This window comes from Pseudoalteromonas sp. S8-8, assembly GCF_000497875.1.
Classification (GTDB): domain Bacteria; phylum Pseudomonadota; class Gammaproteobacteria; order Enterobacterales; family Alteromonadaceae; genus Pseudoalteromonas; species Pseudoalteromonas arctica.
Map to the genome: position 1 here is coordinate 64358 of NZ_AUTR01000011.1, position 13286 is coordinate 77643.

The following is a 13286-nucleotide window of genomic DNA, read 5'->3' on the forward strand; positions in this document are numbered from 1 at the left end:
ATTACCTTAAGTAGTGGCTGGCATTTTCGGCTTGGCGAACACAGGTAAGTTCACCGTTTTGCAATGTGTACTCAGCGGCGAGCTCGTGGCATAAAAAATACGGCATACTTTCGGTAAAGCCGTAAGCACCGCATTGGCTAAACACTAGCCAGTCGCGCTCATTTAAATCGCTTGGCAGGTTATGTTCACCCAAGCAATCAAGCGCTGTACAAAGTGGGCCGTATAAAGTGACCGCTTGAGTTTTAGCACTGGATTCACGCAGTAATGCAGCAGGAAAGTCTTGGCTGGTAACAGCAGGGCGTAATAAGTGATTTATACCGCCGCTTAAAATGACTTGCTGTTGATTATAGTTTTGTTTGCGCTCTATTACTGGGTTTGCGTAATGACCGCATTCGCCAACGGCATAGCGGCCAAGTTCCATCCATAGCTCTTCTACACCCGCATCATTTTTAATTTTAGCGAGCGCAGCAATTAAGTCATCCCAATCAAGTGTTGCTTCATTTTGTGTATAAGGAATACCTAAACCGCCACCTAAATCGAGAATTTTAAGGCTAATATTTAAATCGCCGGCAAGTTGACTAAGTGGTGCAATCATTTGTGACCACAATTCGCTTAGCTTTTGTGTGCTAAGCATGTTTCCCCACTGAAAAATATGTAAGCCGTCAAACTTAAGTGCAGGGTAGTCGGTTACATTGAGTGCTTGCCACTCATCACAACCCAAACCAAACGGCGTAAGGCTGTCGCCGCCCAGTGGGTTTTTTTCACCCTCAGGCCAGCGTAATTGCACTCGCAGTAATACTTGTAACTGCGTATTTTGCAGCTGCGCTTGTTGGTTTAACCAACGTACTTGATTGAGGCTTTCGGCTACGAATATACGTACTCCGCGCTCAATAAAGTGTTTAATTTGTTTAGGGCTTTTTGCAGGCCCTGTGTTGAGCACGCGCTGTGAGCTAATACCTTGTGCTAGCACTTGCTCAAGCTCACCTTTACTTGCTACGTCAAAATTAAAGCCAGCGCTGTCTAAGCTTTGAATAATTTTAGACAGTGGATTTGCTTTTACCGCGTACCACAGTTTTACATCGGTTTGCGCAACTAAACGTGCAAGATGCGCGTTTAGTTGATCTAGGTCGTAAACAAAAAAAGGTGTATCAAGTTGTTGTGTAATCGTATTTACAGCGGTTTTGATAGGCGTGCTCAAAAAGCTCATTATCGTAAAACCTCTTCAAGCAATAACGATGCATCACTTTTTTCGTCGCGGTATTTAACAATTAACGCACACGACATGCTTAGGCCTTGCTCGCGCGCCCACTCGTTTGACGCAGGGCGAGAGCCTGGTATTACAATCGCGTATTCTGGGATTGGCTCGCCTTTATCTAGTTGGCGCTCGTTTACGCAGTCGTATACCGGAATAGTTGCTGATAAACGCACGCCTGGGGCAAGTACTGCACCTTTTTTAATAACTACGCCTTCAACAATAATACAGCCAGCGCCAATAAAGGCGTCGTCTTCTACAACTACTGGGCTTGCACCGATTGGCTCAAGTACACCACCAAGCTGAACTGCAGCACTTAAATGTACGTTTTTACCTACTTGTGCACACGAGCCAACTAATGCGTGGCTATCTACCATTGTGCCTTCGTCGATATATGCACCGATGTTTACATACGCTGGTGGCATAATAATCGTGCCTTTAGCCACATAAGCACCACGGCGAACACTAGAGCCACCTGGTACCATACGAACGCCATCGTCAGTACTAAATTCTTGCGGAGCTAAGTTATGTTTATCAACAAAACCACCTGCAAACTCAGTATTAGTGCCATTTTTGAAGGCATCCAAAATGCCTTGTTTTACTTCTACATTAGCTTGCCATTGGCCGCTTTCGTTTTGTGATGCTGCGCGTACTGCGCCCGATTCTAAATTATTTAATAGTTCTAACCAGCTCATTATAAAAACCTGTATTTAATGCCAAGATAAAATGGTGTTGTTTGCAGTTGTGATGCAATCGGTTTGAGTTAACTCAAGGTGTGTTAAAGGTGGACGAAGTTGCGGGCTGCTTAAGCGACCTTGCAAATGCATCAATACCTTTACGGGAATAGGGTTTGCAACAGCAAATAGGCTATTAATAGCGCTTGACCACTGGGCAAATAAATTAGGGTGTTGACCACTTAAGCTGCGTTTAACAAACTCGTGAGTTTGTGCGGGCCATGCATTTGCAGCTACCGACACCAAACCTTTTGCGCCAGCTTGAGCAAAATAAGGCATTAGCGCATCGTCGCCACTAAAAATAGCTAAATTAGGTGCAGCTTGGCGATAAGCTTCAAACTGAGCAATGCTGCCGCTCGCTTCTTTTAACGCCCATAAATTTTTATTATTTTGTAAGTTTTGAATTGTTGCCGTTGGAATGCTAACAGCACTTCGACCCGGTACGTTATAAAGCATACACGGGTGAACACTTGCATTAAGTAGGCTTTCAAACCAATGAGTTTGACCTATAGCGCCAGGCTTTGCATAAAGCGGTGAGCCAAGTAAAAAGCTATGAATTGGGAGTGTATTACAGTAGTTAACCCACTCAATTTGTTGCTTTAAGTTACTACCGCCCACAGCAACCATGAGTGGTACTGCTGGTTTTAGCTGGCATACGTGTTCAACAATGGCTTGTTGCTCTTTTAGCGTTAGTGCTAAACCTTCGCCCGTGCTGCCAAGTAGTAAAATACCGTTATGCGCTGCTTCTTGATTGCTAACCAGTTTAGTTAACGTGTTGTAGTCAACATCGCCGTGTTGATCAAATGGCGTTACGAGCGCGGTCCACAATGAGTAGTCGTTTAAATTGAAGTTGTTGATCATCTCTCACGAACTTATAATTTGTACCAACTTTATTAAAAACGTGATCATTTTAGCGATAACTAATTTAATGCAATTGGTATTATTCGAAGAGTTAAAAAGCTTTATGGAAGGAGCCGCATTAACGTCGTTCGAACTAATAATTCGAAGAGCGAATGGGCTTAAAATAATAGGGCGCACGGCCTTAATATTTAAGACCAGAAGCTCTCCACCAAACTAATAAGCTGCTTTTATAAGCAGCTATTGGTGACAGTCGCTAGGGTTCAACCTAGTCGCCCGAAATAAACACCTCGCAAAAGTGGTTACTTCTCGGCGTTAATTCCCCTCACGTATGCTCACTGGAGTTTGCGCTCCTAACATACGCTACCTGAATAACGCACCTCTTCTAGCCCTTTACACCTGTTTGTAGAGTAAAAACTTACAAACCTGTGCAATTTAAATAGGGTAATTACGGCGATTAAAGCATTTTAGCCGTCTAGGTGTCAAGCGACTAAATGCATATTCATTCATCCATAATGGGAGTGGTTACGTATTGGGTGCTTTTCTCGTACACTAGCAATATAAGTAGTGAGGTATTTAATTAGTATGGAAAAATTTAGCGATATTTATAAGCGAGCGGTAGAGCGAAAAGGCTCCGAAAAAATGCTTAAGTTATTACTTGCAAAACCGCTATCTAAAAAACAACTAAGCACGTTAAGTGACGACGATTGGCTTGAGGAATTTACTCGAAAAGTATTTCAAAGCGGCTTTTATTGGTCAGTCATTAATAATAAGTGGCCAGGCTTTAGAGAGGTTTTTTGGGATTTTAGCGTTGATAAGTTATTAATGATGCCACCTGATATGCTGGAACAAAAAGCAACGGATGAGCGAATCGTTCGTAACTATAAAAAAGTAAAAACAATTACCGAAAATGCTTACATGATCCACGAAATAGCAGGGGAACATGGCAGTTTTAGCCAGTTTGTCGCTAATTGGCCAGCAGACGATATTATTGGTTTATGGGCGTATTTAAAAAAACATGGTTCGCGTTTAGGCGGAAATACAGGACCTTATGCGCTACGAGCACTTGGTAAAGATACTTTTTTACTATCACGCGATGTAGAGAATTACTTACGTGCTCATAAAATTATAGACGGCGGCTTACAAACTAAAAAATCACTGAGTGCTGCCCAAGCTTTTTTTAATGAAATGCAAAAGCAAAGCGGCTTAAGTATGCAAGAGTTAAGTTTAATTGTTGCTTATGGCGTTGGTGACAACCGTGTTGGTATAAGTCAGCAATAATAGGAATTACCATGAAATTAGTGCCAAGATACACAGACATTACGGAAAACTTTGCGATAGAAGATTTCCCTGCAAGTGTTGCCTTTCCTCAGTTATTACTGTGGAACGAGAGCTTAGCAAAAGAGTTTAATATTAACGTTGCAGCTGATTTGCGTGCTAGCACTTTTAGCGGTAACGAAAAACAGGCGATTCCTGCAGTAGCACTTGGTTACTCTGGGCACCAATTTGGACATTTTTCACCACGTTTAGGCGATGGGCGAGCGCATTTACTGGGCGCTATTAATGATGATAAAAACCAGTTGTGGGATATTCAATTAAAAGGCTCTGGTGCTACTCCTTACTCAAGAGGGGGAGATGGGCGTTGTGCTCTTGGTCCTGCTATTCGTGAATACGTAATGAGCGAGGCAATGCATGCACTAGGCATTAAAACCACACGCTGCTTAGCGGTTGTTGGTAGTGGTGAAACGGTTTATCGTAATCCGCCACAAGCAGGCGCCATAGTGACTCGTTTAGCAACGAGNGAGCCATATTCGTGTTGGCTCGTTTCAATATTTAGCGACGCAAGGCGATGTTGAAGGACTTAAAAATTTAGCCGATTTAGCTATAGAGCGACACTACCCAGAAATAACGGATACAGGATCGCAGCGCTATTTAGCATTTTTAGGCGCTGTGATTAAAAACCAAGTTAAGCTAGTTGTGAGCTGGATGCGTGTTGGCTTTATTCACGGAGTAATGAATACCGATAATACGCTAGTAAGCGGAGAAACCATTGATTACGGCCCGTGTGCCATGATGAATAGCTTTGATTTTGATACTGTATTTAGCTCTATCGACAAACAAGGTCGGTATGCATTTGGTAATCAACCTAATATAGCTAACTGGAACTGCGCACGCTTAGCTGAGAGTTTAATACCGCTTATTAGCGATGATGACGAGCAAGCGGTTTCATTAATGACGCCATTTATTAATAGTTTTGCTGAGCAGTTTAATACTGAGTTTACGGCTATGTGGGCACAAAAACTGGGTTTAAATGAATCTAGCGATAGTAGTGGCGAGTTAATAGCAGAGTTGTTAACGCTATTAAAAGATAATCAGCTCGATTACACCAATACCTTTGATGCGCTTACTGAATCCTTAAAAGGAGAAAAAAGCGTACCTGAGTCATTAATTGAATGGAGAGCTAAGTGGGTAAGTTTAACTGACGATAATAGTTATGAAGTAATGAGAGCGGCAAATCCTCGTGTTATACCGCGTAATCATGTGATCGAAGAAATAATTGCACAATATAACGCTACTGGGTCTAGTGAGTTGCTACAGCGCTTTATAAAAATAGCCAGTAACCCGTATTCTGACAGTGAAAAATTATCAGAATTTCAGGCTGCACCGATAAATGATAATGATTACCAAACTTTTTGTGGTACTTAATACTTAACTTTGAGTATAACTACATGATTAAAAAGAGCCATTTTTTAATCAAATATGTGCATATACCTAGGGTAATGTTAATTCTGGTGGTATTATGCGCCGAATTAAAGCCAAGCAATATTTCTTTGCATTTATAAGTGCATTTAATTTAATTGCTCTTACATTCCTTGCTAAGTACTAATTTACAACAAACTACTATATTTATTTTTCAATAAAGTTTTAATTTCGCCTATAGTAAGTGGATGTGTGTTGTGACGAGGCATAGAAAAAAGTTATAAACTTTATTTTTCGTTAAGTATTGATTAACAAAGGCTCAGTTAGTCTATATAAAACTGATTGAGCTAGTATCGATTAGCTACAATTTAAAATTGTTCAAATGGGAAGAAAACAATGAAATTAAAATCACTTACAATTGCAATCGCGTTGGCTGCAACTAGCGCATCTACATTCGCTGCTGATAAAGAAGAAGGTTTCTACATTGGCGCATTTGGCGACTATTATGACGCATCTTGGAAAAACATGCGTGCTCAAGCTGGTCTTGATGTAAATGAATCAACTGGCTGGGGTGTTGAAGCCGGTTACCGTTTCAGTGATTACTGGAGCGCACGTCTTGAATATGCAGATATGGATTTTAATGCTTTTGATAAAGTTGCTGGCAACCGCAACGGTATTGATGGCGAGCGTTACGGTATTGATGCTCTTTACCATTTAAATGGCGGTCCTTTCTACGGTCTTTTCGGTATTAAAGAAATAGACGTAGTAGATGACAATACATTCTTAAATGCAGGTGTTGGTTACCAACATTTCATTACAGATGGCTTATTTGTAAATGCTGAAACAGCTGTATACCAAGGTCTTGACCGTGGTTACACAGATGTAGGCGCTAAAATTGGTATTAACTACTTATTTGGCCAAAATTCAGCTCCTGTAGAGCCAGTTAAACCAGCTCCAGAGCCTAAGGTAATTGAAGTAGCTGTAGCTCCTACAGATAGCGACAACGACAACATTTCTGATGCAGATGATAAGTGTGCTAACACACCTATGACTGATGCAGTTGATGGCACTGGTTGTACTTTATATGAAGATAAAGAAGTGACTGTAAGCTTATTAGTGACTTTCCCTAACAATGCTTCAGCAGTATCTACTCAGTACTTAAACGATATTGAAAAAGTATCTGCATTCTTAAAAGATTACCCAGATACAACAGTACTTTTAGAAGGTCACACTTCTTCTGTAGGTAAAGCAACTTACAACAAATGGTTATCGAAAAAACGTGCTGATGCAGTAGCTAAGCAATTAGTTTCTGATGGCATTGCTAAAGACCGTATTACTACAGTTGGTTTAGGTGAAGAGCGTCTTAAAAATGATGCAAACACTAAAGCTGCAAACGCAGAAAACCGTCGTGTAGAAGCGCATATCAAAACTATCAAAAACGTTAAAGTTTTACGTTAATTAAATAGTTTGTAATAAAAACCCAGCCAAGTGCTGGGTTTTTTTATGGCTGTAATAAATTAATATTGTTTAATGGTAATGATTCTTACTTAACAAGTATTCATGAAAATAGTTTTTACTACAACCACTATTCATAGTATTTATAATCGGTATAATCAGTTGCGTAACTGGATGGATTTTCATCTATCCATAAAAGCTTTATAATTACGCGTTAGAATACTATAAGTATTGGGTAACTTATTTGCGCTTGAAGCGCTACCGGATACTTTCACGTCACCAAGAGGGCAATATTGTGCTACAAGAATATCGTAAACACGTAGAAGAACGTGCCGCGTTAGGTATCGTACCAGCGCCATTAGATGCTCAGCAAACAGCTGATCTTATTGAATTAATTAAAACTCCACCGGCTGGTGAAGAAGAGTTCATTTTAGATTTATTAGTTCACCGCATTCCTGCAGGCGTGGATGATGCTGCTTATATTAAAGCAGGATTTTTAGCGGCAGTTGCTAAAGGTGAAGCAAATTCTCCACTTATTTCTAAAGAAAAAGCAGCAGAACTGTTAGGTACAATGTTAGGTGGTTACAATATCGCACCTATGATTGACCTACTTGATGATGAAACGCTTGCGCCGATCGTAGTAAAAGGCCTTTCAAACACATTACTTATGTTTGATGCGTTCTACGATGTAGAAGAAAAAGCAAAAGCAGGTAACACATTTGCTAAGCAAATTATTGAGTCTTGGGCAAGTGCAGAATGGTTTACTAATAAACCAGCTGTTGCTGAAAAGATCTCAGTAACTGTATTTAAAGTAACTGGCGAAACCAATACTGATGACTTGTCTCCTGCACCAGATGCATGGTCTCGTCCAGATATCCCACTGCATGCTTTAGCAATGCTAAAAATTGAACGTGACGGTATCACACCTGATAAAGCGGGCGAAGTAGGTCCAATTACTCAGCTTGAAGAATTAAAAACCAAAGGTTTACCACTTGCATACGTAGGTGACGTTGTTGGTACGGGTTCTTCTCGTAAATCTGCAACTAACTCTGTACTTTGGTTTATGGGCGATGATATCCCGTTCGTACCAAACAAGCGTGTTGGCGGTGTATGTTTAGGTAATAAAATTGCTCCAATCTTCTTCAACACAATGGAAGATTCAGGCGCATTACCAATCGAATTAAATGTTGATGAACTCAACATGGGCGAACAAATCGACATCTACCCATATGAAGGTGTTGTTAAGCAACATGGTACTGATAAAGTGATTTCTACTTTTGAGCTTAAATCTGATGTGATTTTAGATGAAGTTCGTGCTGGTGGTCGTATTCCACTAATCATCGGTCGTGGTTTAACTGATAAAGCGCGTACATCTCTTGGCTTAGGCGCAACTGATACATTTAAAGTACCAACAGCAACAGAAGTTTCTGATAAAGGCTTCACACTAGCGCAAAAAATGGTTGGTAAAGCATGTAACGTTGCAGGTATTCGCCCAGGTCAGTACTGTGAGCCTAAAATGACAACTGTTGGTTCGCAAGATACAACAGGTCCTATGACACGTGATGAACTTAAAGATCTAGCATGTTTAGGTTTCTCTGCAGATTTAACAATGCAGTCATTCTGTCATACATCAGCTTATCCTAAGCCTATCGATGTAAGCACTCACCATACGCTTCCTGATTTCATCATGAACCGTGGCGGTGTTTCACTTCGTCCAGGTGATGGTATTATTCACTCATGGTTAAACCGTATGTTATTACCAGATACCGTAGGTACTGGTGGTGATTCACATACACGTTTCCCATTAGGTATTTCATTCCCAGCAGGTTCGGGTGCAGTAGCATTCGCAGCAGCAACTGGTGTTATGCCACTTGATATGCCTGAATCTATTTTGGTTCGTTTTAAAGGCGAAATGCAACCAGGCATCACTTTACGTGACCTTGTTCATGCAATCCCTTACTACGGTATCAAACAAGGTTTATTAACAGTTGAGAAAAAAGGTAAAATTAACGAATTCTCTGGTCGCGTACTAGAAATTGAAGGCGTTGAGCACCTAACTGTTGAGCAAGCGTTTGAATTATCAGATGCATCTGCAGAGCGTTCGGCAGCAGGTTGTACTGTTAAGTTATCTAAAGAGTCTATCTCTGAATACCTAGAATCAAACATTGTTATGCTTAAGTGGATGATTTCTGAAGGTTACGGCGATGTACGTACGATTGAACGTCGTATTACTGCAATGCAAGATTGGTTAGCTAACCCAGAACTAATGGAAGCTGACGCTGATGCAGAGTACAAGCATATCGTTGAAATTGATTTAGCTGAGATTAAAGAGCCAGTTCTTTGTGCTCCAAATGACCCAGATGATGCGCGTCTTCTTTCTGATGTTGCTGGCGAGAAAATTGATGAAGTATTCATCGGTTCTTGTATGACTAACATTGGTCACTTCCGTGCTGCTGGTAAGTTGCTTGATGGCTTTAAAGGTCAACTTCCGACTCAGCTTTGGGTTGCTCCACCTACTAAGATGGACAAAGACCAACTTACAGAAGAAGGTTACTATGGTATTTTTGGTCGTGTTGGCGCACGTATCGAAACTCCAGGTTGTTCACTATGTATGGGTAACCAAGCACGTGTTGCAGATAAAGCAACGGTTGTGTCTACCTCTACACGTAACTTCCCTAACCGTTTAGGTAATGGCGCAAACGTATTCTTAGCATCATCTGAGCTTGCTGCAATTGCTGCAATCATTGGTAAATTACCAACAGTTGCTGAGTATCAAGAATATGCTGCGAAGATCAATGCAACGGCGTCAGATACATACCGTTACTTGAACTTCCACCGTATGCCTGCTTACACTAAAAAAGCAGACAACGTGATTATTCAACAAGCTGTATAATTTTTAGAGTTTGTTTAAAAACCCGCTTAGGCGGGTTTTTTATTGGCTAAAATAAATATTAGATAGTTCATGCTTCTTTTTTTATATTATTGTATTAAATCTAGTCTTAAGTTGCTTTTAAAGTAAGTAATCGCGCAAAAATTCCTATCAAAATGCATTAAAATCCTCATCAATATTCTCATTATTTTAGGCGAGATTTTATGACAGCATTAAACAACCAGAATTTACTGCAACTACGTTTTGTTAACCAAGCAAATATTGATTTGGTTAAGCCTTCTTTTGATAACCTGCCTGCAAATCCTTATGCAGATGGCGCCTTTCGTAAACGTCGTTACTCAGTAGTTAAAATGCAAAATGGTGAAATAAAGTTACAACAAACCAAAGCATTTGTTCAAGACGATTCAATTAATACTTTTCAAGGTAATGTAGAGCGTACTTACGAAAACCTAGAGCAAAGTTTACTTGAGTCAGAAGGCATGAAAAGCATTGTAAATGAGTTTCGCCAACTTACCGGTATTGATGAACAGCGTGATATTGAAATTCATCAGTTCCGTATGCTTGCAATTAACAGCGATACGCCGGCAGCGCCAGAAGGCGTGCATCAAGATGGTTTTGACCATGTATGTATATGCGGCGTTTCTCATGAAAACTTAGAAGGCGGCGAGCTACTTGTATACGAAAACAAGCAAGCTGAGCCTTGTTTTAAAATGGAAATAAAAGACGGCATGTTTGCATTAATAAACGACCGTGAAGTGTGGCACAACGCAACACCTATGAACAAAATTGATGCTAGCAAACCAGGTTACCTGGATTGTTTTGTATTAACGTCTTAAGGAAGTTAGGCATGAACATAACGCAATTACGTGAGCAGTTTCCTGCATTAATGCAAAACGTTGATGGTAAATCGCCAATATTTTTAGACGGACCGGGTGGCTCGCAGGTACCAACATCGGTGCTTAATGCGATGACAGCTTATTTAGGTCATTATAATTCAAACTTAGGTGGCGCGTTTTTTTCAAGTGATAAAACCGTTGAATTGATGGCGAATGCGCGTCAAGCAGCCGCTGATTTACTTAATGCACCTAGCTCACAACAAATTGTGTTTGGTCCAAACATGACCAGCCTAACATTTAGCTTTAGCCGTGCTATTTCACGCGACTGGCAGGCTGGTGATGAAATAATTGTAACCAATGCCGATCATTTCTCAAATGTATCGTCGTGGCAACAAGCCGCAGAAGATAAAGGCGTAAAGGTAAATACAGCGCTTATTAACGAAGCAGATTGCAGCTTAGATATGGCGCAGTTTGAAAGCTTATTAAACAGCAACACTAAGCTTGTAGCGGTAACGTATGCGTCAAATACCACAGGTTCAATTAATAATATTAAACGTATTGTTGAGCTTGCTCACGCTGTAGGCGCACTTGTTTATGTTGATGCCGTACATTACGCACCGCACGAACTTGTAGACGTACAAGCACTTGATTGCGACTTTTTAGCCTGCTCTGCATATAAGTTTTTTGGCCCGCATTTAGGTATGGTTTACGGTAAAAAAGAACATTTAGACGGGTTTACGCCTTATAAAGTTGAGCCAGCTAAAGACGTAGCACCAGGTCGTTGGGAAACCGGCACACAAAGCTTTGAAGCCATGGCGGGTTTTATCGCGGCTGTTGATTACATTGCAGCAATTAGCGAACTTGACGATAGCCATTCACGCCGCGAAAAGTTAAGTGTGGCTTTTGCTAAAACTAAACAACACGAAATGGCGCTTAGTGAGCACTTTTTAACGCGCTTGGTAAACTACCCACGCATTAAGTTGTTTGGTATTGATGACTTTGATCGCTTAAATGAGCGTACACCTACTTTTGCTTTAATTTTTGAAGGGCTTGAGCCACGCGCCGTTTCAGAATTTTTAGGTAAGCAGCATATTTGTGTGTGGGATGGTAATTTTTACGCGCAAGGTTTGTGCAAGCAATTAGATGTGCTTGATAAAGGCGGTGTAGTGCGCATTGGTTGTATGCACTACAACACCATTGAAGAGCTAGATCAGTTGTTTAATTTATTTGATGAACTGCTCGGTTAAATAATACTGATTTTGGTGCGCTAACTCTTTGGCGCACCATATATTTGTTCTGCACGATTAAACAACACCCACGATGTTAAAATATACTTATCGTTTGATACTGGCTTATTGCCTCTATGAGTATGTGTAAAGTAGCCTGGGGCTATTACCATAGTGCCTTTTTTAGGGGCGATTTTACGGTTTTGATAGTAAAACTCCGTTTCACCGCCTTCATCAACATCGTTTAAATAAAACATAAATAACAACACGCGATGCAGTGCTTCATTATGCTGTAGCTGCGGGTAAACTTCACTATGCCAGTAAGGGTAGCCACCTTTATTTACTTCGTATTTTTGCGCTTGAATATTACCAAGTCTAAAAATTTGCTGAACTAGCAAAGGTAATTGCGGTTTACCCACTTCTTCAAAATTCTCTTGGGTTAAATCGACAACGTCACCTGTTTTTGGGTGATAGACCTTTAAGCCAAACGCCCCAATCATCATAAAAATATGTTCTTCAACATACTTAAAAACATGCTGTGCAGTCGTTTGTTGTATATGTTTTAATTGTTGTGCATATTCGGGGTGATTATTTAAGTGTAGGTCGTGACTGTCTTTTTTCTTTAAGTCGACACCGCCCGATGTTACCCCTTGTTTTACATGCGGGCTTTGCGCGAATGTGGTAATAAATTCATCGCAAAACTCATCGCTTAATGCGTTATCAACAACGCGTATAAAGTCCGTCATGGTTTACCTTTATATAATTATTATTGGATTTTTATGTTTATTGAAAAAGTGATGCCGCGCTTTAGCGAAACAGATGCACTCGGACACATTAACAATACCGTACTACCTGTATGGTTTGAAGTCGCACGTGGACCTATTTTTAAGTTTTTTACACCGGACTTAAATCCACATGATTGGAAATTGATTATCGCCAAAGTTGAAGTGTCGTTTGTGGGCGAATTATTTTATGGCCACGAAGTGACCGTAAAAACCTCTGTAGAGCATATAGGCACTAGCTCTTTTACGCTGAGACAGGAAGCATGGCAACACGATAAATGCTGCGCAATAGGTAAGGCCGTTATGGTGAGGTATGATTTTATTGCTAAATCAAAACAAGCGCTTAGCATTGACGAAAAAGCAGCGCTTAACGAGCACATTTACCAAAGCAGTTAACCTTACGAGGCTTATGTTTTACATAAGCCCATACTGAGCTGAATTATTGTAAATATATGATGGCAGCTGTAAATATTTGTCGAGAAATTTCAACGTATTTAGATTGAGTTACAGGCTTCAATTATATACTATTTATATTATATATTGTTGCGCCGTT

At 40.5% G+C, this 13286-nt stretch carries 10 protein-coding genes, 1 pseudogene and 1 riboswitch; of the genes and pseudogenes, 7 read left to right on the forward strand and 4 right to left on the reverse strand.

All coding sequences use genetic code 11. The annotated features are described in order from the left end of the window. Position 1: 1 nt before the first annotated feature. From L659_RS0102920 to dapA, 3 genes are read right to left on the reverse strand one after another with little or no spacing between them, the layout of a single operon-like run. Positions 2 to 1207 (reverse strand): PLP-dependent decarboxylase, encoded by a 1206-nt coding sequence (locus L659_RS0102920; RefSeq protein ID WP_024589541.1) that lies wholly within the window; start codon positions 1205 to 1207, stop codon positions 2 to 4. Then, entirely contained in the window at positions 1207 to 1947 is a 741-nt protein-coding gene (locus tag L659_RS0102925; RefSeq protein ID WP_007376223.1) for a 2,3,4,5-tetrahydropyridine-2,6-dicarboxylate N-succinyltransferase, read from the reverse strand. Before L659_RS0102925 ends, L659_RS0102920 begins: the two co-directional genes overlap by 1 nt. A 15-nt stretch (positions 1948 to 1962) precedes the next feature. Further along, positions 1963 to 2847, reverse strand: coding sequence for a 4-hydroxy-tetrahydrodipicolinate synthase (gene dapA, locus L659_RS0102930; RefSeq protein ID WP_024589542.1), 885 nt, complete (start codon positions 2845 to 2847; stop codon positions 1963 to 1965). 190 nt (positions 2848 to 3037) lie between these two features. Continuing rightward, a riboswitch (Lysine riboswitch) is annotated at positions 3038 to 3237 on the reverse strand. Positions 3238 to 3429: 192 nt separating this feature from the next. Here dapA and L659_RS0102935 point away from each other — a divergent pair. From L659_RS0102935 to L659_RS0102960, 6 genes and pseudogenes are all read left to right on the forward strand, one after another. Then, on the forward strand, positions 3430 to 4125 hold the full coding sequence (locus tag L659_RS0102935) for a DNA-3-methyladenine glycosylase I (RefSeq protein WP_024589543.1): 696 nt from the start codon (positions 3430 to 3432) through the stop codon (positions 4123 to 4125). An 11-nt stretch (positions 4126 to 4136) separates the two neighbouring features. After that, positions 4137 to 5550: pseudogene (locus tag L659_RS01000000122885) on the forward strand (protein adenylyltransferase SelO). Between the two features lie 390 nt (positions 5551 to 5940). Next, positions 5941 to 7002, forward strand: a complete 1062-nt coding sequence (locus L659_RS0102945; protein WP_024589544.1) for an OmpA family protein — start codon at positions 5941 to 5943, stop codon at positions 7000 to 7002. 292 nt (positions 7003 to 7294) lie between these two features. Continuing rightward, positions 7295 to 9892, forward strand: coding sequence for a bifunctional aconitate hydratase 2/2-methylisocitrate dehydratase (gene acnB, locus L659_RS0102950; RefSeq protein ID WP_024589545.1), 2598 nt, complete (start codon positions 7295 to 7297; stop codon positions 9890 to 9892). Positions 9893 to 10092: 200 nt separating this feature from the next. Further along, positions 10093 to 10725: a 2OG-Fe dioxygenase family protein gene (locus tag L659_RS0102955; protein WP_024589546.1), complete on the forward strand. Its 633-nt coding sequence runs from the start codon at positions 10093 to 10095 to the stop codon at positions 10723 to 10725. An 11-nt stretch (positions 10726 to 10736) separates the two neighbouring features. Next, the gene (locus L659_RS0102960) at positions 10737 to 11972 is read left to right on the forward strand and encodes a cysteine desulfurase-like protein (protein WP_024589547.1); all 1236 of its coding nucleotides are present in this window, start codon (positions 10737 to 10739) and stop codon (positions 11970 to 11972) included. 20 nt (positions 11973 to 11992) lie between these two features. Here the strand turns inward: L659_RS0102960 and L659_RS0102965 are convergent, their stop codons facing one another. Beyond that, positions 11993 to 12697 (reverse strand): 2OG-Fe(II) oxygenase, encoded by a 705-nt coding sequence (locus L659_RS0102965; protein WP_024589548.1) that lies wholly within the window; start codon positions 12695 to 12697, stop codon positions 11993 to 11995. Between the two features lie 33 nt (positions 12698 to 12730). Between L659_RS0102965 and L659_RS0102970 the strand changes: the two genes are divergently transcribed. Beyond that, on the forward strand, positions 12731 to 13129 hold the full coding sequence (locus tag L659_RS0102970) for an acyl-CoA thioesterase (RefSeq protein ID WP_024589549.1): 399 nt from the start codon (positions 12731 to 12733) through the stop codon (positions 13127 to 13129). Positions 13130 to 13286 lie beyond the last annotated feature (157 nt).